Source organism: Hymenobacter convexus, from assembly GCF_030580955.1.
Lineage (GTDB): Bacteria > Bacteroidota > Bacteroidia > Cytophagales > Hymenobacteraceae > Hymenobacter.
This window is the reverse complement of the sequence record NZ_JAUQON010000008.1, coordinates 180,389-205,473: the sequence shown is the minus strand read 5'-3', so window position 1 is coordinate 205,473 and position 25,085 is coordinate 180,389. Positions and strand designations below refer to the sequence as shown.

Annotated in this window: 22 protein-coding genes; 12 read left to right on the top strand and 10 right to left on the bottom strand. The window is 53.5% G+C overall.

What is annotated here, in order from left to right; translation table 11 throughout:
- Positions 1-40: 40 nt before the first annotated feature.
- Entirely contained in the window at positions 41-379 is a 339-nt protein-coding gene (locus tag Q4S41_RS17665) for a tetratricopeptide repeat protein (RefSeq protein WP_305032463.1), read from the bottom strand.
- Between the two features lie 153 nt (positions 380-532).
- Here Q4S41_RS17665 and Q4S41_RS17660 point away from each other — a divergent pair, with 153 nt between their 5' ends.
- The 4 genes from Q4S41_RS17660 (at position 533) to Q4S41_RS17645 (ending at position 3,838) form a co-directional block, all read left to right on the top strand.
- Positions 533-1,273 carry an electron transfer flavoprotein subunit beta/FixA family protein gene (locus tag Q4S41_RS17660; protein WP_305032462.1) on the top strand — a complete coding sequence of 247 codons (741 nt, stop codon included), beginning with the start codon at positions 533-535 and terminating at the stop codon, positions 1,271-1,273.
- A 124-nt stretch (positions 1,274-1,397) separates the two neighbouring features.
- Positions 1,398-2,375: an electron transfer flavoprotein subunit alpha/FixB family protein gene (locus Q4S41_RS17655; RefSeq protein WP_305032461.1), complete on the top strand. Its 978-nt coding sequence runs from the start codon at positions 1,398-1,400 to the stop codon at positions 2,373-2,375.
- 218 nt (positions 2,376-2,593) lie between these two features.
- Positions 2,594-3,226, top strand: coding sequence for a bifunctional nuclease family protein (locus Q4S41_RS17650; protein WP_305032460.1), 633 nt, complete (start codon positions 2,594-2,596; stop codon positions 3,224-3,226).
- Between the two features lie 75 nt (positions 3,227-3,301).
- Positions 3,302-3,838 (top strand): YfiT family bacillithiol transferase, encoded by a 537-nt coding sequence (locus Q4S41_RS17645; protein ID WP_305032459.1) that lies wholly within the window; start codon positions 3,302-3,304, stop codon positions 3,836-3,838.
- A gap of 144 nt (positions 3,839-3,982) precedes the next feature.
- Here Q4S41_RS17645 and Q4S41_RS17640 read toward each other — a convergent pair whose 3' ends face one another.
- On the bottom strand, positions 3,983-4,798 hold the full coding sequence (locus Q4S41_RS17640; RefSeq protein ID WP_305032458.1) for an ABC transporter ATP-binding protein: 816 nt from the start codon (positions 4,796-4,798) through the stop codon (positions 3,983-3,985).
- 195 nt (positions 4,799-4,993) lie between these two features.
- On the opposite strand from Q4S41_RS17640, the gene Q4S41_RS17635 reads away from it, so the two are divergent.
- The 3 genes from Q4S41_RS17635 (at position 4,994) to Q4S41_RS17625 (ending at position 8,601) form a co-directional block, all read left to right on the top strand.
- Positions 4,994-5,419, top strand: coding sequence for a helix-turn-helix domain-containing protein (locus tag Q4S41_RS17635; protein ID WP_305032457.1), 426 nt, complete (start codon positions 4,994-4,996; stop codon positions 5,417-5,419).
- A 497-nt stretch (positions 5,420-5,916) separates the two neighbouring features.
- The gene (locus Q4S41_RS17630) at positions 5,917-7,416 is read left to right on the top strand and encodes a hypothetical protein (protein WP_305032456.1); all 1,500 of its coding nucleotides are present in this window, start codon (positions 5,917-5,919) and stop codon (positions 7,414-7,416) included.
- A 393-nt stretch (positions 7,417-7,809) separates the two neighbouring features.
- Entirely contained in the window at positions 7,810-8,601 is a 792-nt protein-coding gene (locus Q4S41_RS17625) for a DUF1883 domain-containing protein (protein WP_305032455.1), read from the top strand.
- A 56-nt stretch (positions 8,602-8,657) separates the two neighbouring features.
- On the opposite strand, the gene Q4S41_RS17620 is transcribed toward Q4S41_RS17625, so the two are convergent.
- The 6 genes from Q4S41_RS17620 to Q4S41_RS17595 all read right to left on the bottom strand — a co-directional run bounded on the left by Q4S41_RS17620 (position 8,658) and on the right by Q4S41_RS17595 (position 18,600).
- Complete coding sequence (locus Q4S41_RS17620; protein ID WP_305032454.1) at positions 8,658-11,657, bottom strand: type I restriction endonuclease subunit R; 3,000 nt, start codon at positions 11,655-11,657, stop codon at positions 8,658-8,660.
- A gap of 10 nt (positions 11,658-11,667) precedes the next feature.
- Positions 11,668-13,008, bottom strand: coding sequence for a restriction endonuclease subunit S (locus Q4S41_RS17615; protein ID WP_305032453.1), 1,341 nt, complete (start codon positions 13,006-13,008; stop codon positions 11,668-11,670).
- Positions 13,008-14,723 (bottom strand): type I restriction-modification system subunit M, encoded by a 1,716-nt coding sequence (locus Q4S41_RS17610; protein WP_305032451.1) that lies wholly within the window; start codon positions 14,721-14,723, stop codon positions 13,008-13,010. The genes Q4S41_RS17615 and Q4S41_RS17610 overlap by 1 nt, the downstream gene beginning before the upstream one ends.
- A 144-nt stretch (positions 14,724-14,867) precedes the next feature.
- Positions 14,868-15,863 (bottom strand): hypothetical protein, encoded by a 996-nt coding sequence (locus Q4S41_RS17605; protein WP_305032450.1) that lies wholly within the window; start codon positions 15,861-15,863, stop codon positions 14,868-14,870.
- Positions 15,864-16,253: 390 nt separating this feature from the next.
- A complete protein-coding gene (locus Q4S41_RS17600; RefSeq protein ID WP_305032449.1) occupies positions 16,254-17,528 on the bottom strand; it encodes a tyrosine-type recombinase/integrase in 1,275 nt (424 codons plus the stop codon).
- A gap of 340 nt (positions 17,529-17,868) precedes the next feature.
- Positions 17,869-18,600, bottom strand: a complete 732-nt coding sequence (locus tag Q4S41_RS17595) for an MlaE family ABC transporter permease (protein ID WP_305032448.1) — start codon at positions 18,598-18,600, stop codon at positions 17,869-17,871.
- A gap of 99 nt (positions 18,601-18,699) precedes the next feature.
- Here Q4S41_RS17595 and Q4S41_RS17590 point away from each other — a divergent pair, with 99 nt between their 5' ends.
- Positions 18,700-19,422 carry an SDR family oxidoreductase gene (locus tag Q4S41_RS17590; protein ID WP_305032447.1) on the top strand — a complete coding sequence of 241 codons (723 nt, stop codon included), beginning with the start codon at positions 18,700-18,702 and terminating at the stop codon, positions 19,420-19,422.
- A 3-nt stretch (positions 19,423-19,425) separates the two neighbouring features.
- On the opposite strand, the gene Q4S41_RS17585 is transcribed toward Q4S41_RS17590, so the two are convergent.
- Complete coding sequence (locus tag Q4S41_RS17585; RefSeq protein ID WP_305032446.1) at positions 19,426-19,845, bottom strand: hypothetical protein; 420 nt, start codon at positions 19,843-19,845, stop codon at positions 19,426-19,428.
- Positions 19,846-19,890: 45 nt separating this feature from the next.
- The gene (locus Q4S41_RS17580) at positions 19,891-20,673 is read right to left on the bottom strand and encodes a GIN domain-containing protein (protein ID WP_305032445.1); all 783 of its coding nucleotides are present in this window, start codon (positions 20,671-20,673) and stop codon (positions 19,891-19,893) included.
- 42 nt (positions 20,674-20,715) lie between these two features.
- Between Q4S41_RS17580 and Q4S41_RS17575 the strand changes: the two genes are divergently transcribed.
- The 4 genes from Q4S41_RS17575 (at position 20,716) to gldG (ending at position 25,070) form a co-directional block, all read left to right on the top strand.
- Entirely contained in the window at positions 20,716-21,408 is a 693-nt protein-coding gene (locus Q4S41_RS17575; protein WP_305032444.1) for an SDR family oxidoreductase, read from the top strand.
- A gap of 175 nt (positions 21,409-21,583) precedes the next feature.
- The gene (gldA, locus tag Q4S41_RS17570; protein WP_305032443.1) at positions 21,584-22,492 is read left to right on the top strand and encodes a gliding motility-associated ABC transporter ATP-binding subunit GldA; all 909 of its coding nucleotides are present in this window, start codon (positions 21,584-21,586) and stop codon (positions 22,490-22,492) included.
- A gap of 128 nt (positions 22,493-22,620) precedes the next feature.
- Entirely contained in the window at positions 22,621-23,346 is a 726-nt protein-coding gene (gene gldF / locus Q4S41_RS17565) for a gliding motility-associated ABC transporter permease subunit GldF (protein ID WP_305032442.1), read from the top strand.
- Positions 23,346-25,070, top strand: coding sequence for a gliding motility-associated ABC transporter substrate-binding protein GldG (gldG, locus tag Q4S41_RS17560; RefSeq protein ID WP_305032441.1), 1,725 nt, complete (start codon positions 23,346-23,348; stop codon positions 25,068-25,070). Before gldF ends, gldG begins: the two co-directional genes overlap by 1 nt.
- The last annotated feature ends 15 nt before the right edge of the window (positions 25,071-25,085 follow it).

Here is a 25,085-nt window from a genome sequence, read left to right as displayed (position 1 = left end):
TGCAAGAGCCATAACCCTATTTTACTGGCCGTGATACCTATTAATCGTCCTCATAATCGAGCCCCAGGCAGCTGTTCAGAGCTTGCAGCAGTTCGCTGGCAGCGTGTTGCTGGCCGGCTTTGCGGGCCACGGCTAGGCCCGTACGGTAAACCTTTTCGGCCTCGGCTTTCTTACCAAACTGCTCCAGCAGCTTGCCGGCGTGGTAGTAAGTACCCACGTAATCGGGGTGTTCGGCTAGCAGTTTCTGATAATATTCCCAGGCCCGTTCCGGCTCCTGGGCCCGGTATTCGGTGGCCAGGGCGTAGATGGTGAAGGCGTCAGTGGGGTCGTCTTCGTAGAAAGCGAGCAGTTGCTGCAAACGGGTGGCCGGAGTGTTCATCAGGGAGGGAGTTTTGTTTACCTTTGGGGCAAAATTGCGGCTTTTCTGCGGCATTTGGTTCTAATTGATGGGCTTCCGGAAACCGGCAAGCTCTTACAGGTTGTTATGCATGCAGCCTTTTTTCACTGATTTCGCCACCCAAACCCTCTTTCAATGAAGTTTCTGGTTTGTATTTCCAACGTGCCCGACACGACCACCAAAATCACCTTTACGCCCGATAATAAGGAGTTCAACAAGGCCGGCGTGCAGTTCGTGATTAACCCTTGGGACGAATACGCCCTCACCCGCGCCATCGAGTTGAAGGAAGCGGCCGGCAGCGGCACCGTCACCGTCCTCAACGTGGGCGAAGCCGACACCGAGCCTAACATCCGCAAGGCCCTGGCCATCGGCGCCGACGACGCTATCCGCGTGAACGCCGCTCCTTCCGATGCTTATTTCGTGGCCGAGCAGATTGCCGCCATCGCCAAAGAAGGTGCCTACGACGTGATTCTGATGGGCAAGGAAAGCATCGACTACAATGGCTTCCAGGTGCACGGCATGGTGGGCGAGATGCTGGGCATCCCCACGGTGGCCCCGGCCATGAAGCTGGATATGAGCGGCAACACCGCCACCCTGGAGCGCGAAATTGAAGGCGGTAAGGAGATTGTGAGCGTGAACACGCCCTTCGTGGCCTCGTGCCAGCAGCCCATGTGCGAGCCCCGCATCCCCAACATGCGCGGCATCATGACGGCCCGCACCAAGCCCCTGAAAGTGGTGCCCGCCGTGGGCGAGCCCGCCCGCACCACGGTCGCCGAGTTTGCGCTGCCGCCTAAAAAGCAGGGCGTGAAGCTCATCGACGCCGAAAACGCTGGTGAGCTGATTAAGCTGCTGCGCAACGAAGCCAAAGTCATTTAATAACGTCTGTCATGCTGACGAAGGAAGCATCTTATCACGGCTGCTTTCGTCGCAATTACTAATTCTCACGGCGCAACGGTGATAAGGTCCTTCGCTGCGCTCAGGATGACAAAACATAAAAATCATGTCAGTATTAGTTGTAGTTGAATGCGCCGACGGCGAAGTAAAAAAGTCGTCGCTGGAAGTAGCCTCGTACGGGGCGCAGGTGGCCGCGCAGATGGGCACCACCGCCACGGCCATTGCCGTGGGCGAGGCCAATGAGGCCAACCTGGCCAAGCTGGGCGAGCAGGGTATTACGAAAGTGCTCTACGACGCCGAGCCGCGCCTTAAGGATTTCGTGAACAATGCCTACACCAAACTCATTGCCACGGCGGCCGAGCAGGAGCAGGCTAAAATCATCGTGCTGGCCAATAGCAACATTGGCGCGGCCGTGGGCTCGCGTCTGTCGGTGCGCCTCAAGGCGAGCCTGGCCACCAACGTGGTGGAGCTGCCCAAAATCAGCGGCGACCAGTTCACTGTGAAGCGTGGGGCTTTCTCGGGCAAGGCGTTTTCGGACGTGGTGCTGAGCGGCGACCGCAAAATCATTGCCGTGAAGAAAAACTCGACCGAGGCGCAGCACGACGCCGGCAAAACGGCCGAAGTGACCAGCTTCTCGGCCCAGCTCTCGGACGCCGACTTTGCTGACGCGCCCAAGCAGGTGGTGATGCAGGACCAGGCCGGCGGCGTGCTCCTGCCCGAAGCCGAGCGTGTGGTATCGGGTGGCCGTGGCATGAAAGGCCCGGAAAACTGGCACCTTATTGAGGACTTGGCCAAAGCCCTGGGCGCGGCCACGGCCTGCTCCAAGCCGGTGTCGGACGTTGACTGGCGCCCCCACCACGAGCACGTGGGGCAAACCGGCATCACCGTGTCGCCGAACCTGTACATTGCCTGCGGCATTTCGGGTGCCATACAGCACCTGGCCGGTGTGAACAGCAGCAAGGTCATCGTGGTTATCAACAAAGACCCCGAAGCTCCTTTCTTTAAGGCGGCTGATTACGGCATTGTAGGCGACGTTTTTGACGTGTTGCCCAAGCTGACGGCCGCAGTTAAGGCGCTGAATTAAATTGTATTCGATGGATTTGGGGGCTTGAGTCGCTGGTTTCGGAAGAAATTCAGGGCTCGGGCCCCCAATCTTTTTTTGGCATTCGCGTATTACAGGGCAAGTTTTGGGCGGCCAATGCCCGGACTTTTCTTTATTTGCAGGTACATCCTACCCACCGGCTGCGGCCGGGCTGCCTGCCCTCCTATCCAAAGCCACCCAAGACACACAGTACCATCCCCTTGAAAAAAATCCAGCTTGAAATCCTGGGCCTGTCGTCCAGCCAGTCGCAGTCTGGCTCCTTCGCGCTGATTTTGGGCGAGAAGGGCGGCAACCGCCGCTTGCCCATCATCATCGGCATGTTTGAAGCCCAGAGCATCGCCATCCAAATCGAGAAAATCAGCCCCAACCGGCCCCTCACCCACGACCTGTTCAAGTCGTTTGCCGAGCATGTGCACGTGGTGATTCTGGAAGTTGTGATTTCTGATTTAAAGGAAGGCGTGTTCTATTCGCGCATTGTGTGCTCCGATGGCGCCACGACCTTCGAAATCGATGCCCGGCCTTCCGACGCCATTGCCATCGGTCTGCGCTTCGGCGTGCCGATTTACACCGTTGAAAGCGTGCTCAGCGAAGCCGGCATCATCCTGTCTGACCTCGACGAGGCCGAATCGGAAGCCGAAGACGACGAGGATGAAGACGACGAAGACGACGATTCGGACGCTCCCCGGCCCAGCCGGGCCCAGCCCGAGCCGCGCGACCCCAGCGGCCAGGTTTCGCTCGATGAGTTGACCAAGATGCTGGCCCAGGCCCTCGAAAAAGAAGACTACGAGAAAGCCGCCAAAATCCGCGACGAACTCAATAAGCGAAACGGCTAAGTCATTTCGCTCAGCAATGATTATCCAAAACGCGCTGCCCCAAATAGAGGCAGCGCGTTTGTTTTCTTTGCGGCTATGAACGAAGCCAACGACTCCCTGAAATACCCCATCGGCCGGCCGCAACTGCCCAGCCAGCCGCTGACCACCGCCGAACGCACGGCACTCATCCAACAGATTGCCGACTTGCCGGCCCAACTCACGGCCGCGGCTAAGGCCGTGGGGGGCGTAGGCATGGAACAGCCCTACCGCCCCGGTGGGTGGAACGGCCGCCAAGTCATCCACCATGTGGCCGACTCGCACATGAACGCCTACGTGCGCTTCCGGCTGGCCCTCACCGAGGATAACCCGACTATTAAGCCCTACGAGGAAAGCGCCTGGGCCGAACTGCCGGACGTGGCCGCCACGCCCATTACGGTGTCGCTCACGCTGCTGGAAGCGCTGCATTCGCGGTTTGTCACGTTGCTGCATCATCTCACGGATGAGCAATGGCAACGCACTTTCTACCATCCCGGCAACCAGCGGACTTCCACACTAGAGCAGACGCTGGCGCTGTATGCCTGGCACGGACGGCACCACTTAGGGCATTTGCAGCTGTTGCTGGCGAAGAGCTAAAAGCACCGCTCACATAAAGCCAGAACGTCATGCTGAGCGCAGTCGAAGCATCTCTACCGCGAAGAGCAAATAATTACTCCTACGGTAGAGATGCTTCGACTGCGCTCAGCATGACGTTCTATAATTTGGCCGTTCCGGCTACTTTCAAATACCGCCGCCGGACTCACTTTCTTCGGCGAAAGCAGCCATGCCGCCTTCGGTCTCTTCGTCGACGCGTTTGGCGGCGCGCACCAGGCTGCTGCTGAAAATGAATTCGCGCAGCTCGGGCACGGTGGCGTTCAGGATTTCGTCCTTGGTGCCGTCCCAGAGCTTTTTGCCTTGGTGTAGGAAGATGATGTGCTCGCCGATTTCAATCACCGAGTTCATGTCGTGGGTCACGATGACGGTGGTGATGTTGTATTCGTGCGTGATTTCGTGAATCAGCTCGTCAATCTTGATGCTGGTGGCGGGGTCGAGGCCGGAATTGGGCTCGTCGCAAAACAGGTAGGTACACTGGGGCGCGATGGCGCGGGCAATGCCGACGCGCTTTTTCATACCGCCCGAAATTTCGGCGGGCATTTTGTCGCCGGCTTTTTCGAGGCCCACGCGCTTCAGGCAGAACTCGACCCGCTCGCGGCGCTCCTCAGGGCTCATTTCAGGCGTAAGCATCTGGAGCGGGAATTCCACGTTTTCAGCCACGGTCATCGAGTCGAATAGCGCCGAGCCCTGGAACAGCATCCCGATTTTGCGGCGAATTTCCTGGCGGATATCAATCTTGCTATTCGTGTACACCGTGCCATCGAAGGTGATGGACCCGATGTCGGGCTTCATCAGGCCGACAATGCACTGCAGGAGCACGCTTTTGCCCGTGCCCGACCCGCCGAGCAGCAGGTTGCACTTGCCCGATTCGAACACGCACGACACGCCCTTGAGCACGGGCGTGCCATTGAACGACTTTTCAATGTTTGATACTTCAATCATATAATCCCTATTTTCAGGCAATGGGAGCATATTTTGCCCCAATCAGTCAGTTTACAGTCAGTTTCGGACCTGTATGCTCCACTTTGTGGACTATCAAACCGGTTTATAAAGGTATGGTTACGGATACGGCTAGCGTCTCAAAATGATGCCTGGGCCCGTGGGTAAGTTTTGCCTTGCCGTGATAGTATACTCGCAATGTTACCTATCCAGCATCAGCGCATCAAAGAGCTTTTACACCACGTCGGCAAGTTATCCCCTGCTGAATTGGCTCCCGTGTTGGCTTCGTTTTATACGGGGCTCAGCTTCGCCGTGGCACGTCAGCAGCTTCAGCAACTTGCAGACACCTTCAGCATCATCAGTGTGACCGTGGCGGGATTTGTAATGGATACTGACTGGCAACACCGGGAAAGCGCCGACGCGCAGCACCAGCGCGAAGAAACCCGCAAAGCCACGGGTCCGCAAGGTGAGGCTATGCTTTCCGCTTCACAGGTGGCAACAAAGCTGAATGTAACGAAAGCGAAAGTGTACGCCATGATTCACGCTGGTATCCTTCCCGCAACTGACATCAACAAAGGGAAAGGCAAACCCTTGCTCAGAATCCGGGCATCAGATGTGCCTTAATCACGCGGAGCTTTTTCGTGTTATTTCGCCGATAAGATGTGGGTAGCTAGGATGACCCGAATGACTCCATATTGCGCATCGATGGCTAACGCGGGTGCTTACATGCGGTTTCGCTCGCTGAGCCTAACCCAACCCTGGTATCCTAGTCTTTAGCATACCCTCTCATTAATGCTAATAAGCGTGAGAGCACGGGCTCAATGACAAACCAGCAGACAAGGAAGACCTTATTGTTGCTAATACTATATTATACTCTGATTATCAGAAACTTCAATACACTACTTTGAGCTTTGTCGAACCTGACGGGGTAAGATTTATTTTCGAGTTTGGAATAAAGGTGGGATGTTTGGCTGGGTCAGGATTCGTTCTGGTCGATGGCATTACTGTCTTCGTAACTTTGGGAGTGAGAGCGTGGCTCTCCCCTGGTTCCTGCATAAACTCATGCTCCAGATGATTTTCCTTCTGACCTAACCAAATAATGAAAATGCCAAACGTTGCGCATGTCGATAAAAAAGACCCAAACAGAATTCTTACCTACCGCCCTCATTGCTGCCATTGATGCATTACAGTTAAAAGGAACACCAAAGGCTACAGCAATCCAAATCGTGGCGGCAATAATCCGCCTGAGCAGACGCGAGCATCTAACCCTTGAAGAGTTCAAGACTATTTCAGCTGCATACTTCCGGGAAATCAGCCATAACTACCAGGTCCCTTTCGCGGCCCTGAAAGCAGCCGGTATAGTTGAAACCTACACCAATAGCAAAGGCCAGCAGTATTCCACTGCTGCCAGTGTTGCAAAAGCCTATCGCGTTAACCCGGATTTGATAAGCGAGACAGAGGCAGAAGTTAAGTTCAGCGTTAATACAGAACGATTCCGGGCAACAAATCTAACCGAGCCCATGACATCGTGGACACGTGCAGACTTGAACATGCTTCAGGTCGATATGAAAGAGGCCCAGGAGTACATCCAGATGCATTTAGAATGCCTACTGGCCAGTGATTGGAAAGTAACTCGCCTGAGCCCCGAATATGCACTTAACAGTTACAGTGATAATGTACGGTTTGGGCTCTCCCCCAACCGTTATAAGTATTCAATACCACAGTTAATCGACCAGGTACTTGTAAAAGAAGAGAACAGAGGCAAGAACCTATTCCGGCAGGGCAATGGATTTGTAATTGACACGGAAACCGCATTTCTGGAGAGGAAGCGGAAACGAATCCGTAACTATTGGAATCGAGCGATTCATTCAGTTGTTGGCCGCCAGTTCTTTGTTAAAAGGGTTGAATCTAACAGCCGCATTCATACTAATATTACAGAGTTCCCAAAGCAGTTATTGTCTACAGTTACCTGCAATGGAGAACCCTTGGTTGAAATTGATATCGCAAACTCACAAATGGCCGCGCTGGCACACGTGATGTTACATGGGGATGTTCTCGGGGAAGGAATCATGTTTCCACCGTTGAACTTGGACACTGGAACAACCAAGAGTTTCATTAGCCATTGCCAGGGTGAGACCATCTATAGCGAAGTAGCCAGAATGTTAGGGATTAGTCGGGCTGTAGCTAAGACTGAAATGTTTCGAGTGGTGTTCGGCGGTGTAAACAAAACCTCTAAAGCGTGGAAGCAAATCAAAGCGGATTTCCCAGCAGTAGCTGCATGGCTCGAAACAGTTAAACAGTTGCCGGATTTCAACCTCGCCATCTATCTACAGCGTTGGGAAGCCCATGTGATGATTGAAAACGTGTACCCAGCAATCAAAAATGCAGGGTTTGTAGCCTTCTCAAAGCATGATAGCTTTTTGGTTCCACAATCACAGGTAGCGCAGGTTCGGGCTCTTGTTGAGCAAGTGATGAGAGATATGAAATACTTGGCTACACTGAAGCATAAGGCTACTCCCTGTGCCATAAAACTTGTTCTGGGCGGCGATGATTTTCTTCTAATGCCTCTCGGGGAAGATATGCAGCAAAAATGCAGCGATATTATTCTAGCAATTTCCTGATGAAAAAACCCGGAAATTTTTTACGCCTGAACCCATCACAAACACTGGCTTAGGGGGACAGGGGGAGATATCAGGATACAGGGGGCCCAGGGGGGTAATTTGGGACTTATGCACCTTTCTTGAGCTATTCGGCGCGTAATAATCAAGCATTTCATCGTTCAACGTGTCGTAAAGCCATTTTGGGCATGAGTCTACCGCTAAGGACACAATGGTTAATGACGCGATAACTTAATAAAAAGTACCGATAAGTATCATAAAGTGGAGTTATGGTACCTATAAGGGCTGGATTATATTCCACGCCAGACCGCTGGTGAAGTGAGCCCTTTTCAGTTTGATTTACTCAAGTTTTATTGCTAAGTTTGGTAGTACGGATGTATAACCAAATTAGCAACCATGAACTTCACTCATTACGACCTAGGCCAGAAGTCAACCGGGGATATCATAGAGGTAACTCTCAAAGGAAGTGCAGCAAACGTCCGTCTCATGGACAGTTCAAACTTGCAGAGTTACCGTAATGGGCGAAGCCACCGCTACCAAGGTGGCCTTGTTACCCGTTCTCCATACAGGTTACAAGTTCCTAGTTCCGGTCACTGGCACATTACGGTTGATATGGCAGGGCTTCAAGGCTCAACACAGTCATCAATTCGGCAGTTGCCGAGAGCACTTCCCGTTGCCCAGGAAGCGCCTCTCGCTTCCGTTCCTTCGCTTGTTCAGCAGCCCCGGCCTGAACCCCGTGGTTTCGGGGCTCCGCCTGCAATTGAGGAAGATATTCGGGAATATGATGTATTCATTTCTCACGCTTCAGAAGACAAAGCTGAGGTAGTTACAGACTTGGCTGTAGCACTGCGGGCATCGGGGCTCCGGGTTTGGTATGACGACTTTGAACTGAAGATTGGCGACAGCCTCAGACGGAAAATTGACAGGGGACTTGCCAATAGCAAGTTTGGCGTTATCGTGCTGTCTCGTTCGTTCTTCAGCAAAGGCTGGACGAATTATGAGCTAGACGGTCTAGTCACCCGTGCCGTTTCAGGTGAACAGGTTTTGCTACCTATCTGGCATAACATTACCAAAAAAGAGGTCATGGACAACAGCCCGTCCTTAGCTGATAAGGTTGCTCGAAGCACTTCAACCCATACTGTTGAAGAAATTGCCAAGGAAATATGCGAGGTGATTCGCAACAGTTAGCCAAACTATTTCGACAGTTCATTGGGAGCCCGCATGCGCATGAGATACTGAGTATTCTAGCTGGCACTAGGTTTCCTCAGCGTCTCATAAACCCGCTTCAACATCCACTCCTGAACCATTCCACCGAAATCCTTATCGGCAAACAGGCGGTTGAAGATTTCTTCGTTCTGGTCTCGGCGTTCCAGCAGAAACTGCCGGTACATGTCATCGAACCCGAACTTGAAGTTCTCAATAGTGTTGGACTGCGCTTGCTTGCTGAGCAACGCGTTCGATACCAGGTCTTTTTCAATCTGGTCGAATAGCAGTTTGTCAGCGTCATCGAACTCCGTCCCAAACCGCTCGTTCAGGACGTGAATAATGGCCGAAAGCCGTTCCCGTTCTTCCTTCTCGCGGCGCAAACCGGCTTCCGTTGTGGGGTCTAGCTCGGCGGTCTGGTCTTTTTCCGGCGTGATGTCTGTAGTGCCCACTTTTTGGAGCCGATAATATTCCAAGGCCACTTCATCGTTCAGCACGAATACATCTGTATCGCGGCTGGGTGGCAGCTTCGTTAGCAGCAAGCGCCCGTAAGCGAACAGCTTTTCTAAGTCGGCATCGGTGAAGGGCATGACCTGGGAGAGGTACGCATAAAGGCGCACGAAACTGTTCAGGGTGTGCTTAAAATCGTCTTTGGTCTCTTCGTCTACAATATACTTGTAGCGTTGCACAGCGGGGTCTAAATAGCCGTTCAGCTTGCCTTGGTCGGCTGGAGTCAGCGAACTGGATGATTTGAAGTACACTTGAGCAAAGGCATTGACTTCTTCGGTGTAGATGACGTTCCGTAGCTCCAGGCGAGCTTTAAGGTCATAGAGTAGATTCGGGTCTGGGCTCTCCTTCAGGTACGTTATTTCGTAATAGGGCTGGAAAGATGCAAGAATTGTTTCCAGGTCGTTGGCGAAGTCCAGCACGAACGTATCATCCTTGCCGGGGCTCGTGCGATTAAGCCGTGAGAGGGTTTGTACGGCCTTTACCCCGCTCAGCTTCTTATCGACATACATCGTGTGCAGTAAGGGCTGGTCAAATCCGGTCTGGTACTTGTCGGCCACTATCAGTACCTGGTATTCGTCGCTGCCGAACTCTTCCGGAAGTGCCTTTTCACTGATGCCCCCGTTCATTTTGGGCTCGGTGTATTCTAAGCCGTGGTCGTCTACTACTTTCCCCGAAAAGGCCACCAGGGTTTTCATATCGGTGTAGCCCTTTTGCTTGATGTAGCGGTCAAATTCCTGCTTGTAGCGCACAGCGTGAAGCCGTGAGCCCGTTACAACCATTGCCTTGGCTTTGCCCCCAATCTTGTGCCGTACCACTTGCCGAAAGTGTTCCACCATCACTTCCGTTTTCTGGGCCAGGTTGTGCGGGTGCAGGCTCACAAAGCGCCCAATGGCACTGGCAGCCTTCTTTTTGTTTAGCTCGGGGTCGTCCTCAATGGCTTTGCTGACCCGGTAATAGGTTTCATACGTGGTATACCCGCGCAATACATCCAGAATGAACCGTTCCTCAATGGCCTGCCGCATACTATACAAGTGAAACGGCTTGTGTTTACCATCGGCAGTAGGTTCGCCAAATACTTGCAGGGTTTTGGGTTTGGGCGTGGCCGTGAAGGCGAAAAAGCTCAGGTTGACCTGCTTGCCACGGGCTTCCATCACGCGCCGGATGTTGTCCTCGGCGGAGTCCTCGGCGCTGGGGCTCTCGGCTTCCTCGGCGGCGGCTTGTTCCAGGGTGCGGCCGGTGAGCACCTGCTTCATCTTGGTCACGCCTTCGCCACTCTGCGAACTGTGGGCTTCGTCAACAATTACAGCATACTTGCGCTGGGGCATTCCCGCCACTTTTTGCACCACGAAGGGGAATTTCTGAAGCGTGGTGATGATGATGTTGGTTCCGGCCTGAAGGGCAGCAGCTAATTGGGTACTGTCCTTCTCAATCTTCTTCACCACGCCCTGTTTGTGCTCAAACTGGAAAATGGTGTCCTGCAATTGTTGGTCGAGGACACGGCGGTCCGTGATAACAATTACAGAATCGAACACCCGGTTCGCTGCGGCATCGTGCAGGCAACTCAGGCGGTAGGCCAGCCAGGCAATGCTGTTGCTCTTGCCGCTCCCAGCCGAATGCTGAATCAAATAGTTATGCCCAGCGCCATTTTTGTAGGCGTGGCGGCCCAGGCGGCGCACGGCATCCAATTGGTGGTAACGCGGGAAAATGAGGCTATGCTTTTCCAGGATTTTACCGTCCAGGGTTTTCACCTTCTCGGTTTGCACGTGCAGGAACCGCCCTACGATGTCCAAAAACGTGGTTTTGCTCAGTACATCTTCCCAGAGATAGGCCGTGCGGTACCCATGCGGGTTGATGGGGTTGCCCGCGCCGTTGTTGTTGCCTTTGTTGAAGGGCAGAAAGCGAGTGTGAGCCCCGGCCAATCGGGTAGTCATGTATACTTCATCCGGGTCAACGGCAAAGTGAACCAAGGTGCGGCGGCGAAATTGGAATAACAATTCCTGAGCGTCGCGGTCATTTTTGTACTGGTTCTGGGCGTGGTGGGCGGTCTGGCCGGTGAGGTGATTCTTCAGTTCCAGGGTTGCCAGCGGGATGCCGTTTAGGCTCAGCACCACATCCAATGATTTCTTGTTCTGAAGGCTGTAATACAGCTGGCGCGTAATGCCCAGCCGATTGAGCCCATATAGTTGCAAAGTTTCCGGGTTCAGGTCGGTTTCTGGTTTGAAGTAGGCCAACTTATACTTCACCCCGAAGTCGGTGATGCCGTTGCGCAGAACATCCAGCGGCCCCCGAAGCTCTAACTCTTTATGAAGTCTATGGAGCAACTTTGCCGCAGCTTGCGCCCCGTGGGCTTTCTCCGTTTTGGTCCAGGCTTGGGGCTGGGTGTCTTGCAGGAACTGTAGTACTTCAACTGGGAACAACGCTGTAGCCCTATCATAGGTATCCGCAGCTAGGGCGGTATACCCGCCCGCAGTCAGCAAATGATGTTCCAGGGCTTCTTCGAAAGCCTTTTCGGTGTGAATTGCGGTGGACATACCGGGGAGATTAGCCGACTAGTTCGGCGGTAAGGGCAAAGTTGGGCTCGTACTGGCGCACGTCAATCTGACCGGTAACAGCCTCGACTACAAGAGCGTCACGATATTCTTGTAAAAAGATTATTTCCTTGTTGATTGTAGTCACAGCCCTATTTGTTCTTTCGGAACAGGAAGTTAAAGAGTCAACAATTCTTGCTTGCTCAGCAAGCGGAGGAACTACCATTATCAACTGGTTTAGCTTGCTTGCTTTTATTCCCAAGGCAGTTGAACCAGTAGCATAGCTTTGTAAGTGATTTTGAAACCCATGGCTTCTAATCCACTCTTTCAAAAAGTAATTATTGAGTTTGTCAGGTTGGCCCCTAAACTTTACTAGGCGTTGAGCTAGACATATATCAATCCTGTCTACATTGGCAGCTTCACCAAGGGGAGCTTCCATTGTGAATAAAACATCACCTATCTCCACATCTCCACGTTTCATGAATAATTCAGCTTCTTCAATGGAGACGAATTCTTCTGATAATGAATAATCAATTATACCATTTTTAACATTGCGTGCGGTTACCAAAAAAACACCAGCAGATATTTTGTTAGGCGTGCGGCCACGATAATCAACAATAGATTCCAGGTAAGTAGTGAGCTTGACTATTTCCCAGTGAGAAGGTATTTTTCCCAGCCATTCTATGCCGGATTCTTTCATTGGCGCATCAAGGTCTAGCCCTTTTGTAACGGATTGATTAATTGTTACCGCTAATTCTTCCTGCAAAAGGCCAAGCATTTTTTTCTTTTGCGCAATCAAGGCGTTGATTCTGGGTATCACTTCTTCCAGAAAATCAGCAATTTTATGCTGCTCACTGGTACTCGGGACTGGGAGTAATAACCTTTTCAGGTCTGAATATTTGAGGGATTGACGCACACCTCCGCCGAGCCCGTAAAGCACTTTGCTCAAATCGTAGGAATGCAGTAAATAATAGAAAAACAAACAGGAAGAATCATTTCTCACAGCTTCAAGCGCAATATAAGCTGATGTAATAATACCTGGTTCTTCACTCCTAACCAGCCCTACTCTCAGGCTTCTTTTGTCATTCTGAAGGTCTGTAGGTCTAATTATTATGTTCCCTTTTGAAACAATTTGATACGTGTCAAATGACTCTGGAAGCAAACCAAAATTGCTTTCTACATGTCTATCAACTATTCTCCCATAACTAAGGGAAAATACTTTGTCAAATTTGCCCCCTATATTTTTTTGATACCGTTCGGACAAGCATGCAAATAGTGGCATTATGCCCCAATGCTCAGGAACTTGCTTTATCCATTCAAGTCCGCTGGGTTTGTAATGGGTGTATTTGTTCATTATTTAATTACTTGCTGAAGTAAGCCTTCGGTTTCTGCCTCAAGTTTGAGAATATCCTTCCGAATCTCTGACAAGGAACGCAATACGTTATATTGATAGAAATACCGGGTGAAGCTTATTTCGTATCCTTCTCTGGTTTTGGTGTGGTCAATAAATGCGTCTGGGGTATAAGGTAGGTTTTCGCGCTGAAAATACTCTTCTGGGTCTTCTAGCAAAGGAACGTTTTCAAAGTCGCGCAAGCTAGCATCTGGTTTGGGTATCCCTGCACGACCTGTAACAATCTGGCCGTTGATGTCCCTGAGGGGTCGTTCAACAGTGATACGACGATAACCAAAATCTTCATTTCGGAATATTTTAGAATATTCCCCTTCACTGAAATCCCCATAAATACGCGTTATCTCAGAGATTTGCTCTGGACTAATGAGAAGTCTTTTGTCACCAAGACTCTTTGCCATTCGCTGATAAAAGCTAATGCCATTCACTAGTTGCACTTTTCCTATTCGTTCAGTTGATTTCCGATTTGTTATTATCCATATATACGTGCTGATGCCGGTATTATAAAATAATTGGTCTGGCAGAGCGACAATGGATTCTAGCATATCCCGCTCTAATAGCCAACGGCGAATTTCGCTTTCCCCGCTTCCCGCAGAGCCCGAAAACAGTGGCGAACCATTGAATACAATTGCAAGACGGGAGCCCTCTGTTGTGTTTTTCATTTTGCTAACCATATGTTGCAAAAACAGGAGCGAACCATCAGAAATGCGTGGTAACCCAGCCCCAAACCTTCCCGCATGCCCTAACTTATCGTGTTCTTCTTTAATCGCTTTCTCTGATTTTTTCCATTCTACACCAAAGGGCGGATTCGAAAGCAGATAATCAAACTTTGCATTAGGAAGTTGGTCCTGGGTAAAGCTATTACCCAACTTGATATTATCGGCTCGATGACCCTTAATGAGCATGTCAGCCTTGCATATTGCATAGGACTCGGGATTCAATTCCTGACCAAATGCTTCCAGGCGGGCCTCATCATTTAGCTCATGCAGGTATTCTTCCGCCACTGACAACATGCCGCCCGTGCCACATGCCGGGTCATATATGGTTTTCACGATACCCTTTTTGGTCAGGATGTCGCGGTCTTGCAAAAACAGCAAGTTCACCATCAGCCGGATTACTTCTCTAGGCGTAAAATGCTCCCCAGCTGTTTCATTCGAGGATTCTGCAAACTTGCGTATCAGTTCCTCAAAAATGTAGCCCATCGTTATCGGCTTTACCTTACTGGGGTGCAGGTCAATTTCCTGAAATTTCTTCAGCACCATGAACAACAGATTTGCCGAATCCAGTTTGGTTATCTGGTGGTCAAACTCAAAGTGTTCCAGAATTTCACGTGCGTTCTGCGAGAACCCGTTTATGTAGTGGCGCAAGTTGGCCGCTACGTTGTTCGGGTCGCTTACCAGCCGGTCAAAATCGAACGGGCTATGATTGTAGAAGGTGAGCCCGGATTTCTGGTTCAGTACCATATCCGCCATTTCGGGCGGCAAGTTTTTGGTTCGGGGGTATTCGGCAAGCACGGCGGCCTTGGTGGGGGCCAGCACGCTATCGAGGCGGCGCAGCACCGTTAGCGGTAGGATGACCTTACCGTAATCGGCTTGTTTATAGTCACCGCGCAACAAATCTGCCACGGCCCAGATGTGTGAGGCGTATTGTTTAAAATCCATTTTTTTATAAAGCAAAAGGCCCCGTTGGTAGTACGGGGCCTTGAAAGTACATGTGCAATGGGCAAATACCAATCATTGTATTCAACACTTCGGTCAAAAATCGAGTGGCGCTTGAATAAGCAAAAACCCCTATTTGAATGATTGTTAGGCGGGTTGGCTGTGTTTTTGGATGAGTTCTTTAACCCTTGATGCATCATACCTCACAGTTGGAAGAAGGCTGTCGTCATGATGAAGAAGCTCTGTAAAAAAATCGCTGATTTGCTGAGGTGTTGGCATTGATTGCCTATTATGAAAAAATGCTTCCTCAAAACTGGCTTTTGTTGTGACGATAAATTGGTCAGCCCCGATAGCAGCACAGTAGCGTATAATTGAGTTTCTATCGCTCTCGGAAAAATGGTGAATTATGGTGCCCGTTACGTATGCCACTGGAGTAGTTGCCCCCATTTCATTCAAGATGTCTGTTAGCTGATTATTGTTTGAATAATCATATATAATAACATAATTATTTATGATAAGCAGATAAGGAGATTTTTTGTTGGGATGGAGCAAAGTAAAATTGCGAGTAAAATCCTCAGGTTCACCAGTATATCCAATGAATATGTTTCTAGTTAGAGGCTGTGCAAGGCATTTTTGCCGAATTTCACTCTCAGATTCAGCAAGTACAGCATTAACCTCATCGCTGACTTCTTGTTCCAAGTCAGGAGCCAGTTTGAAGCCATTGAATTCAACAACAGAGCATCTTAAGATGATTGACAGCCAAAAGAAATGTGCAACTCGTTTTAAATCATCAGATAAGGTGACGGCGTTTAAAAGCGGCGGGGAGACTTGATTATTATATAAGGACTCGAACTTGGATAACTGTACTTCAGTCTGAGTACAGTAAATGTCATCCCTAACATAGTGATGTTCATTATTTTCAATTTCTTCATCAGTAACAGGACGCCCAAGAGTATCTTCTAAAGCCTCTGGTAAAACGGACCTGCCAAAGGAGAAGTCTGAACCAGTTCCGTCAATCCGAAAGCTTTGCTCAATATCTCTGGTTGTGCTTCCATCACTAATCCCAGGTGCGATAATGAAATGAGGAATAATGTGTGAGCCCTTAAAATCGGCCTCTCTGACTTTGCATATTAGACAATTCATGTGGTTCAGGGTTGAAAATGGGTTGCACGGGGACTTTATTTGACAAGAATACAGCTTTTCTTCTATACTACATTGAGTAAGTCCAAGGAATGCACTAGCATCTTTGGGCCAACTTGTCAAACTAGTCCTCTCGGTTCATCTTAGGCTATTATTTTCCAATGCCTACTGCTTGTCAACGTGAGCTTGGTAGAAGGCAGCGAAGTCAGTTTCACTGATTTTGTAAGATGGCCTGTCCCATGTTCCAAAGTTGGCAGCACTCAGCTTGTCCTCTTGGATTCGCTTCAACATCGTCTTTTCTACACATTTAAGGCGCTTGGCTACGTCTTTGACAGTCAGCATGGGTAGGAAAGTCTCCAAGCTGCTACCTAGCTTCCACATCCCAACCAGTAGTTAAAAGCGGTTCATCATTTCCATCTGCCCCATTTCCCCGTCCACATAGGCGCTGAAAGACTTCAAATCTTTGTGGCCTGTCCAGTTACGAATCTTAAATTCGGGTATTCCTTTCATTAAACACAGGCAAACAAACGTTTTGCGGCCTGCATGGCTACTTAGATGCTGATATTTCCGCGTTTTCGTGGCATCAAAAACGGTCGTAACGCCGCTGAAAGTAATCCGCTTGAAAGGCTTATGTAGCGTCGGGCACATTTCGCCTAGCGTGGCCAGTCGGGCATTGTACTGCCCCAAATCAACGCCGTGCATACCTTCTGGGTAGTCATCTAACACTTTCCGGCTCAGCCAATTCAGCGGAATCGTAAGCGTCTCTTTCGTTTTCCGCGTGGTAATAACAATACTTTCACTACGAATATCGGCTGGGCTCACACGCACAGCATCCGAAAAGCGCAACCCTGTGGCCGCACACAGCGAAAACAAGGCACGGGCATACCGTAAATGCTTGCAATCCAAATCTAGGGCAAGCAACTCATCCAATTCGGCAGCACTCAGGGCAACAATTTGTTGATTTGTTGGGGCATTCTTATGCTTTTTCGGGCGACGATACTCCCGGAAGGCTACATGCTTGCTCACGCCGGTTTTCACCCAATGATTCAGCAGAGTTTTCAGCAGTCCCATACGGACATTCGTCGTGGCGTTGCGGTGGCCTTTGCTCAACATGAAGTCATTGAAGGCAGTCATCAGGGCATAATCAAAGCTGGCAAGCGTCAGCTTAACGCCACGGGCTTGCTCAAACTCCATCAGCAGTTTCCCCAGCGGCTTTAATGCCCGCGCCGTGTTGTACCCGTCTTTTTCGCTGTCCTTCACTTTGGCCAGCAAACCATCTTCGTATTCTTTGAAGAGTTGCCAGAATGTGACCTTCGCCCCAACCGGGGCACTTCCTTGTCTCGGGGCTCTCTCGGCTTCCCACATTTCATGCAGTACGTCCGGGGTAATAGCCTCTTTGTAGTCTTCCGCGAATCGGCGGATTATGAATTGAATGCTCGACTTCGCTTTGTCAATAGCTTCGTTACCGTCCTCAATACTCGCATTGTGTTCTTTCCAGGCTGCACCGGCGCACTTAACAAGACGCCCGTCATCCATACCGCCCTGCTTTACTTTCAGTCCCTTTGGGCCGATAACAAGCCGTTTGGTTTCGCCGCCGTGAGCATACTGGATATAGACGTTTTCAAATCCTTTGCTATCTAGGTTTCGGGTTACGACTTTGAGCGACATCAGCGCGGGCGTTTGGGGTTGGTGTATACCCCATTATACGCAAAACACTTGCTTTCAGTCAGCCATCAGTCAGTATATGGTGTGTTTTTTTACAATCCGCTGTATCCAGTCAGTGGCCGAATTGTGGCTTTAAGCGGTCAAAATCGGGGTTTCTGTATCATTAAGTATCATCGTGTTTTGCATACCATGATAAGATACTTCAATCATGGTTTGATTGATGAATTGTTGAGATTGGTGGACGGCTGAATTGTTGAATTGCTATCTGAGTGAACTGGTGGTTCGTAACGAAATCAACCAATCAATTCAACCAAACAGCCATTTGCCCATTCAACCATTTAACTCAGAGCAGCAGCGCGGCGAGGGCGAAGTCGGCGATGAGGATGGCGATGATGGAGTTGGTCACGGCGCCGGTGCTGGCCGCGCCTACTTCGAGGGCGCCGCCGGTGGTGAAGTAGCCTTTGAAGGCGGAGATACCCGACACGAGGAAGGCAAATACGACTGCCTTGATGAGGGCGAAAACGATGTTATAAGGAATAAAATCGGTGCGGATGCCTTCGATATAATCCTGGGCCGTCATCACGCCGGTGAGGGTGCCGGCCAGGTAGCCACCCAGAATGGACAGCAACATGGCCAGAATAACCAGCATGGGGAACATGAGCAGGGCCGCCAGAATGCGCGGCAGCACGAGGTAGGACGTGGAATTGATGCCCATTACCTCAAGGGCCGAAATCTGCTCGGTGATGCGCATGGTGCCCAGGCCGCCGGCGATGCTAGAACCCACTTTGCCAGCCAGCACAATGCTGGTGATGGTGGGAGCCAGCTCCAGAATGGTCATTTCGCGCACCATGTAGCCGATGGTGGACTGCGGAATGAGCGGGTTGGTGAGGTTATAGGCAATCTGGACGCAGGTTACGGCCCCAATGAAGGCCGACACGATGGAGACGATGACGATGGAATCGACGCCGATGAGGATGGCTTCGTCGATGGTGCGGTTCCAGAGCACCCGAAACCGCTCGGTGCGCGTGACCATGCCGCGCAGGAAGAGGACGAACGAGCCTAGTGTTGTTAGCATAAATTATGGTTGAGAATTAAAACCGAAGTTTGGGCCGTGGAGTTGCGGTGAGGGCCGATTGCGGCAACCCCGGACTTTACGTAAAAACCAGCGAAAACAGTGCAAACGAACGAAAAATTAATTGTCGTGACCGGCGGCAGCAAAGGTATTGGCCGCGCCGTAGTGTCGCGCTTTCTGCGGGCGGGGTTTCCGGTGGCCACCTGCGCCCGCTCGGCGGCCGACCTGGCCGCCCTCACAACCGAAATGGCAGACGATGTTCCCGGCGCCCTACTGCATACCCAGGCCGCCGACCTCAGCCAGCCCGCCGATTGCGCCCGCTTTGCCGCCTTCGTGCTGAGCCTGGGCCTGCCCGTGGAGGTACTGGTGAACAACGCGGGTGCCTTCGTGCCCGGCCGCCTGCAAGACGAGCCCGCCGACGGCTCGCAGCTACGCCAGATGCTGGCCGTGAACCTGCTCAGCGCCTACGACGTGACGCTGCCCCTGCTGCCCGGCTTCATTGCCCGCGGGCGCGGCCATATTTTCACCATCTGCTCCACGGCCAGCATTACGGCCTACCCCAACGGCGGCTCCTACGGCATTGCCAAACACGCCCTGCTGGGCTTCACCAAAAACCTGCGCGAAGAGCTGAAGCCGGCAGGCGTGCGCGTGACGGCCGTGCTGCCCGGCCCCACCCTCACGGCCAGCTGGGCCGGTGTGGAGCTACCGAAAGAGCGGTTTGTGCAGGCCGAAGACGTGGCCGAAGCGGTGTTTGGCACCTATTCGCTCTCGCCCCACGCCGTGGTGGAGGAGCTGCTGATTCGGCCGCAACTGGGGGATTTGTAGGCGTTAGGAAGCCACTTGGTTGGGGCGCTGAATCCACCGTTGGTAGATATACAGCAAGGCCATTGTCCAGAAAAGCACTTCGGCAAGGCCGGCAACCGGCTTTATAAAGGCATGAAAAACGAAGGCCACCACGACGGCGCAGGTGGCCAACACCCAGGCCAGCTTGACATGGTCGAGTAGGCGGCGCTGAAGTTTGGCGCGGTACCACCAACCGTAGCTGCCGGCCAGTAGAGCGGCGCCCGATAGCATCAGCACATCGGCAAATGCCCAATGCTCAATTTTGAATAGCGCACCAATGGCGGTGAACGCAGCGCCAGCCACAACCAGTACATTCAGCAGCCAACCACCTTTGCGCCAAAAAGCACTCGTGACAAGCAGTAGCACAAGCAACGTCCACTTTATTATCTGGTACACCAACCCCATATTCAACGAGGAATACTCAGGTAGATTCATAGGATTTAGTGAAAATCACTCCGCTTTTTTACCGCCTTTGCCCGTGACCCGAATGTCGGTGGTGGCGGGCGGGCCGCCGTAGTAGAGCGTGCCGTTGCCGGCCACGGTGCCGCCAATGGCATCGGTGGCGCGCACGTGGGCGCTGCCGTCGCTGTCGCGGGTCATGTTGAAGTAGCAGCGGCGGGCGGCCAGGCCCTGCGCAAACAGGCGACCCGACCCACCCAGCGTGAAGTTCAGCTCGGTAGTAGAGCCGCGCACGGTGAGGTCGCCAAGCTCGTACTGGTCGAGGAAAAGTTGTTTAGCGCGCACGGTCAGGTCGTAGTCGCCGGCTCCGATGAGGTGGAAGAAGATGGTATCCTGCGCGAATTCGCCCACGGTGCTGCCGTTGCCCTGGCCGCGCAGAAACACACTGGAGACGCGCGGCAGGTGCAATGTGACTTCGCGGGGCGAGTCGTAGCTGCGGGCCCAGTTGCAGCGGCTGGTGTTGGCGATTTCGAGGCTGTTGCCTTTGCGGGTGAGTACGATGTCGCCAATCAGGTTTTCGCCGGCGCGCACTTCGGCGTAGGTTTGGGTGTCTTGCACGAGGCGCAGGTCCACGTTGTCGAAGGCGGTGACGGTGGTGAGGCCGACGGCCACTTCGCGGCGCTCGGTGATGATGTCGCCGGTGCTTTTCAGGCAGTCGGTGCCGTGGCCGGGGCCGCAGGTCGTCAATCCGGTAGCCAGCGTCAGGCCCAGCGCCCATGATGCCAAGCTGCGCAGTACCCCAAACCCCTTCAGGCCGCTAACTTGCGGCCGCAAACTCATCTTGCGCATTTGCTTCCTTACTTTTCCCAAAGATAAATGGACCTCAGCGGTAAAGTTGCCATCGTGACCGGCGCCAGCAAAGGAATTGGCCGGGCCACCGTCGAAGCACTGCTGGCGCGGGGCGCCGCTGTGGCCGGCTGGGCCCGCTCGGCCCCGGATGGCTTGGTGCACGACCGGTTCCAGTTTTTTGCCTGCGACGTACAGGACGAGCATTCCGTCACCGAAGCATTCACCAACACCCAGCGCGAACTGGGCCCCGAAATACATGTGCTGGTGAACAACGCCGGCCTGGGCATTATGGGCGACGTGGACGGCTTCAAAACCGAGGACTGGAAAACGATGTTCGACACCAACGTGCTGGGCACCTTCCTGTGTACCCGCGCCGTGCTGCCCCAAATGAAGCGGCAGAAGCAAGGCCACATCGTGAATGTGGCGTCGCTGGCCAGCACGGCGGGTACGGCCGGCATGTCGGGCTACTGCGCCACCAAGTTTGCGGTGCGCGGCTTTTCGGATGCGTTATTTAAGGAAGTGCGGCCGGCCGGGATTCGTGTTACGTGCATCATGCCGGGCTCGGTGGAAACCAACTTCAACGGCAAAGAACCCGGCGCCACGCCCGACCCGCACAAGATGCAGCCCGAAGATATTGCCGCCGCCATTGTGCACGCCGTGGAAGCGCCGGACACGGCCATGATTTCGGAAATCCAGCTGCGGCCGGCGCAGGTGAAGTAACAATGTTCTTCATTCCCGGGCTTGTTTTACTGTGGTATACCGTTCGCCAATGGCGGGCTTCCGAACCTCGCTGGAAACGAACCAAAGGCTTATTTGTGTGGATAGCCGTTATTTGGCTGATTATCCAACTGGCACCTTTGGCTACAGCCTGGGCAGTTGTTTAAAGAATTGATATATGGTAGAAATTGAGCACCTGACCAAAACCTACGGCACCCAAAATGCCGTGGACAACATCAGCTTCACGGCGGGCAAGGGCGAAATCGTGGGCTTCCTCGGGCCGAACGGCGCGGGCAAAAGCACCACCATGAAAATTGCCACCGGTTACCTCCCTCCTACCGCCGGCACCGTGCGCGTGGCCGGCCACGATGTGCTCACCGACAGCCTGGCCGTGCGCCGCCACGTGGGCTACCTGCCCGAGCACAACCCGCTCTACCTCGACATGTACGTGCACGAGTACCTCGAATTCATCGGTTCGGTGCATGGCCTGAGTGGTAAAAACCTGCGCGCCCGCGTGGCCGAGCTGGTGCGGCGTGTGGGCCTCAGCCGGGAGCAGAACAAACAGATTGGCGCGCTGAGCAAGGGCTACCGGCAGCGCGTAGGGCTGGCCCAGGCCCTCATTCACGACCCGGACGTGCTTATTCTCGACGAGCCCACCACCGGCCTCGACCCCAACCAGATTCTGGAAATCCGCCAGCTCATCCGCGAGGTAGGCGAGGATAAAACCGTCATTTTCAGCACCCACATTTTGCCCGAGGTCACGGCGCTGTGCTCCCGCGTGCTCATCATCAGCCGCGGCAAGCTGGTGGCCGACAGCCCGGTGGCCGAGTTGGCCGCCCGCGCCGCCGGCGAAACCATCGTTCGCGCCGAGTTTGAAGGCGCCGTGGACACGGCCAAGCTGGCCCAGCTCCCGAACGTGCGCCACGTGGAAGCCGCGCCCGATGGGGCAGTACTGCTCCGCGCCGCGCCGGGCGTGGACGTGCGCGCCGCCGTGTCGCGCCTGGCCGGGCAGGAAGGCTGGATTCTGCTGGGGCTGCGGCAGGAGCACCAGAGCCTGGAGGAGGTGTTTGGGGAATTGACGAAGTAAAACAATTTAATCGACTGTCATCCTGAGCATAGCGAAGGACCTTATGACAGTTGAACAGCCAGCCGCAGCCATCTTGCGGCTAACGTGATAAAGTCCTTCGCTGCGCTCAGGATGACTAACGATAACAAATGCTAACGATACTCCAAAAAGAATTCAACGCTTTTCTGAACTCCCCCGTGGCCTACGTGGTGCTGGGGGTTTTCCTGATTGCGACGGGCCTGTTCGTCTGGGTTTTTCCTGATAGCAGCGTGCTCGACTACGGCTACGCCGACCTGCAGACGCTGTTCAATCTGGCGCCGTGGATATTCCTGTTCCTGATTCCGGCCATCACAATGCGCACGTTTGCGGAGGAGAAGAAGGCCGGCACCATTGAGCTGCTGCTGACGCGCCCGCTCACGGATGGGCAAATAATTGGCGGCAAATACCTGGCGTGTTTCCTGCTGGCGCTACTGGCACTGATTCCGACGCTGCTCTATTATTACTCGGTGTATAAGCTGGGCAGCCCGGAAGGCAACATCGACTCGGCCGCCACGGTGGGTTCTTACCTGGGGCTGGCGCTGCTGGCGGCGGTGTTCGCGGCCATTGGCATTCTGGCGTCGGCCCTCACGCGCGACCAGATTATTGCGTTTCTGGTGGCGGTGGTGGGCTGTTTTCTGGTGTATTCGGGGTTCGATTCTTTAGCCTCGGTGCTGCAGGGCAGCTCGGCTTATTACGTGAGCCAACTGGGTATTGCGGCGCATTACCGCGACCTGAGCAAAGGCCTGATTGACTCGCGGGATTTGGTTTATTTTTTCAGTGTGGTAGCCGTGGCGTTGCAGGCCACCCGCCTCGCTCTTCGCAGCCGGAACTGGTAATGGAAAATACGTTGACTACCGCCCCGGCTCCGATTCCTGCCTCGCGCAAGCAGCGCGACTTGCTGCAATTCGCGGCCGTTCTGGGCTTGTTGCTGCTGTTCAATTTCACGGCGCAACGCTTCTTTTTCCGGCTCGATTTGACCGAGGAGAAGCGCTACACCATGTCGGATGCAACCAAGAAACTGTTGCGCGACCTCAAGCAGCCGGTCACCATTACAGTGTATCTCACCGGCGACTTCCCGCCCGCCTTCCGACGGCTAGAGCAAGGTGTGCGCGAGACGCTAACCGAATTCCAGGTATACGGCGGCGCCAATTTGAACTACATTTTCATCGACCCCAGTGCTGGCAGCACCGAAGCAGCGCGCAACGCCTTCTACACCTCGCTGTTCAAAAAAGGTCTGAAACCCACCAATCTCGGCGCCACCGAAAATGGCAAGCGCGTGGAGAAAATCATCTTTCCTTACGCCGTGGTGAGCGTGGGCGGAAAGGATAAAAACGTGCTGCTGCTGCGCGGCAACCAGGCCGCCCCGGCCGACGTGCGCCTCAACCAAAGCATTGAGGGCCTGGAATACGAGTTGGCCAGCACCATCCGCACGCTGGTGCCGGCGCTGCGCAAGCGCATTGGCGTGGTGGAAGGCCACGGCGAACTGACCAACGTGCAGGCCGGCGACATCCTCGGTACCTGGCAGCAGCAGTACGACGTGTTTCGCGTGACGCTGAGCAAGGTGAAGGACCTGAGCGCGCTCGACGCCATTGTGGTAGCCCAGCCCAAAACGCCTTATTCCGAGGACGACAAGTTCAAACTCGATCAATTCATCACCCAGGGCGGCCGGGCGCTGTTTTTCGTCGATGCCCTGCGCGTGGACCTGGATAGCGTGAGCCGCAACGGCGTGGCCCTGGCGACGCCCTACGACCTCAACCTCGACGACCTGTTCTTCAAATACGGCTTGCGCCTTAACCAGAATCTGCTCCTCGACCTCAACAGCGGCCAGATTCCGCTCGTGACCGGCATGGACGGCAACAAGCCCAAAATCGAGCCCATGCCCTGGCAGCTCTACCCGCTCATAAACCGGTTCAGCCCCCACCCAATCACCCGCAACCTCGATGCCGTGTACCTCAAGTTCACGGGCAACCTCGACACGGTGAAGGCCACCGGCATCCGCAAAACGGCGCTGCTAAGCACTTCGCGTTACACCCGCGTGCTGCCCGCCCCGGTGCCCATCAACTTCAACGACGCGCGCTTGGAGCCCAACCCCAAGCTCTACCAGAAAGGCTTCCAGCCGGTGGGCTATTTGCTCGAAGGCCAGTTCACCTCGCTCTTCGCCAACCGCGCCCGGCCCGGCACCCTGCAGTTCCAGCCCGAAAAGCCGGCCAACGCCAAGCCCAGCAAAATCCTGGTCATCTCCGACGGCGACTTCATTCGCTCCGACATCGACCCCAAAACCGGAAACCCCTACCGCCTGGGCTTCGACCGCCTCGCCAACACCGAATTTGCCAACCGCGAACTGGTGCTGAATGCCACCGACTACCTGCTCGACGAAACCGGCCTTATCGCTGTGCGCGGCAAGCAAATCACCCTCCGCCCTCTGGACAAGGTGAAGCTGGCCGAGCAGCGCCGCCGCTGGCAGCTGCTGAACCTTGGCGCGCCGCTGGCGTTGCTGGGGCTGTTCGGAGCCGTGCGGGCGTGGCGCCGCAAGCGGCGCTATGCGGCTTTTGGGGCGTAAGTGCCAAATGCCAGA

What these genes read in the sequence shown, in the direction of transcription:
- Q4S41_RS17630 (WP_305032456.1), top strand. Translation starts at nt 5,917, where the DNA reads ATGTCGATAAAAAAGACCCAAACAGAATTCTTACCTACCGCCCTCATT.
- gldG (WP_305032441.1), top strand. Translation starts at nt 23,346, where the DNA reads ATGGAAAATACGTTGACTACCGCCCCGGCTCCGATTCCTGCCTCGCGC.
- Q4S41_RS17635 (WP_305032457.1), top strand. Translation starts at nt 4,994, where the DNA reads ATGTTACCTATCCAGCATCAGCGCATCAAAGAGCTTTTACACCACGTC.
- Q4S41_RS17610 (WP_305032451.1), bottom strand. Translation starts at nt 14,723, where the DNA reads ATGGATTTTAAACAATACGCCTCACACATCTGGGCCGTGGCAGATTTG.
- Q4S41_RS17595 (WP_305032448.1), bottom strand. Translation starts at nt 18,600, where the DNA reads ATGCTAACAACACTAGGCTCGTTCGTCCTCTTCCTGCGCGGCATGGTC.
- Q4S41_RS17645 (WP_305032459.1), top strand. Translation starts at nt 3,302, where the DNA reads ATGAACGAAGCCAACGACTCCCTGAAATACCCCATCGGCCGGCCGCAA.
- Q4S41_RS17655 (WP_305032461.1), top strand. Translation starts at nt 1,398, where the DNA reads ATGTCAGTATTAGTTGTAGTTGAATGCGCCGACGGCGAAGTAAAAAAG.
- Q4S41_RS17665 (WP_305032463.1), bottom strand. Translation starts at nt 379, where the DNA reads ATGAACACTCCGGCCACCCGTTTGCAGCAACTGCTCGCTTTCTACGAA.
- gldA (WP_305032443.1), top strand. Translation starts at nt 21,584, where the DNA reads ATGGTAGAAATTGAGCACCTGACCAAAACCTACGGCACCCAAAATGCC.
- Q4S41_RS17620 (WP_305032454.1), bottom strand. Translation starts at nt 11,657, where the DNA reads ATGTCCACCGCAATTCACACCGAAAAGGCTTTCGAAGAAGCCCTGGAA.
- Q4S41_RS17615 (WP_305032453.1), bottom strand. Translation starts at nt 13,008, where the DNA reads ATGAACAAATACACCCATTACAAACCCAGCGGACTTGAATGGATAAAG.
- Q4S41_RS17605 (WP_305032450.1), bottom strand. Translation starts at nt 15,863, where the DNA reads ATGAATTGTCTAATATGCAAAGTCAGAGAGGCCGATTTTAAGGGCTCA.
- Q4S41_RS17640 (WP_305032458.1), bottom strand. Translation starts at nt 4,798, where the DNA reads ATGATTGAAGTATCAAACATTGAAAAGTCGTTCAATGGCACGCCCGTG.
- Q4S41_RS17625 (WP_305032455.1), top strand. Translation starts at nt 7,810, where the DNA reads ATGAACTTCACTCATTACGACCTAGGCCAGAAGTCAACCGGGGATATC.
- Q4S41_RS17585 (WP_305032446.1), bottom strand. Translation starts at nt 19,845, where the DNA reads ATGGGGTTGGTGTACCAGATAATAAAGTGGACGTTGCTTGTGCTACTG.
- Q4S41_RS17660 (WP_305032462.1), top strand. Translation starts at nt 533, where the DNA reads ATGAAGTTTCTGGTTTGTATTTCCAACGTGCCCGACACGACCACCAAA.
- gldF (WP_305032442.1), top strand. Translation starts at nt 22,621, where the DNA reads ATGCTAACGATACTCCAAAAAGAATTCAACGCTTTTCTGAACTCCCCC.
- Q4S41_RS17600 (WP_305032449.1), bottom strand. Translation starts at nt 17,528, where the DNA reads ATGTCGCTCAAAGTCGTAACCCGAAACCTAGATAGCAAAGGATTTGAA.
- Q4S41_RS17575 (WP_305032444.1), top strand. Translation starts at nt 20,716, where the DNA reads ATGGACCTCAGCGGTAAAGTTGCCATCGTGACCGGCGCCAGCAAAGGA.